Annotated in this window: 1 protein-coding gene; it reads left to right on the forward strand. The window is 37.1% G+C overall.

All coding sequences use genetic code 11. The features are described from left to right. Positions 1-237, forward strand: a 237-nt coding sequence (locus NG918_RS16810; protein ID WP_252227195.1) for a flavodoxin domain-containing protein, incomplete at both ends; no start/stop codon positions are given.

Raw genomic sequence — 237 nt, forward strand, 5'->3', positions numbered from 1 at the left:
AGGTGAAGAATTAGAAAAATACGATATCGAAGTAGAAATTGAAGAATGTATTTCAGTTGATCCTGAAGATTTACTAGAATATGATGGCGCTCTAATCGGTGGTTATACATACGATGATGGCCAGCTTCCTGATGAGTTCGTTGATTTTTATGAAGATATGGCGGACGTTGATTTTAGCGGCAAAGTTTGTGCTTCTTTCGGTTCCGGCGATACTTTTTATGATGAATACTGTTTAAC

Origin of the sequence: Clostridium sp. ZBS2 (assembly GCF_023845855.1) — a bacterium.
In the GTDB taxonomy this organism is placed as follows: domain Bacteria; phylum Bacillota; class Clostridia; order Clostridiales; family Clostridiaceae; genus Clostridium; species Clostridium aquiflavi.